The organism is Achromobacter sp. SIMBA_011 (genome assembly GCF_046535435.1).
In the GTDB taxonomy this organism is placed as follows: domain Bacteria; phylum Pseudomonadota; class Gammaproteobacteria; order Burkholderiales; family Burkholderiaceae_B; genus Achromobacter; species Achromobacter dolens.
This window is the reverse complement of sequence record NZ_JAWRWN010000724.1, coordinates 1-260: the sequence shown is the minus strand read 5'-3', so window position 1 is coordinate 260 and position 260 is coordinate 1. Positions and strand designations below refer to the sequence as shown.

The 260-nt window shown below is 60.0% G+C and carries 1 pseudogene; it reads right to left on the bottom strand.

The window, feature by feature from the left end:
* Positions 1–260: pseudogene (locus SB816_RS32860) on the bottom strand (acyl-CoA dehydrogenase); the annotation flags it as partial.

Below are 260 nucleotides of genomic sequence, written 5' to 3'. Positions count from 1 at the left end.
GCCTCGGCAGGCTAACCGGGGGCAGGAAACCACCCCGCTGTGGATGGCCGTCGGCGCCAACATTCGATTGCCGCGCCAAGGGCAGGAAATAGAGCCAATGCCACAGCGGCGGCACTTGAGCATCGCTACCATAGGAGTGCTCTTCATGATCCAGTACGGCTGCGAGTGCGCCAAGAGGAACCGACGTCAACAGGTCGCGCTGGGTTTGCTGGCGACCGATCCATTGAGTAAGTAGCTTTTCATCGATAGGCACGATAGCC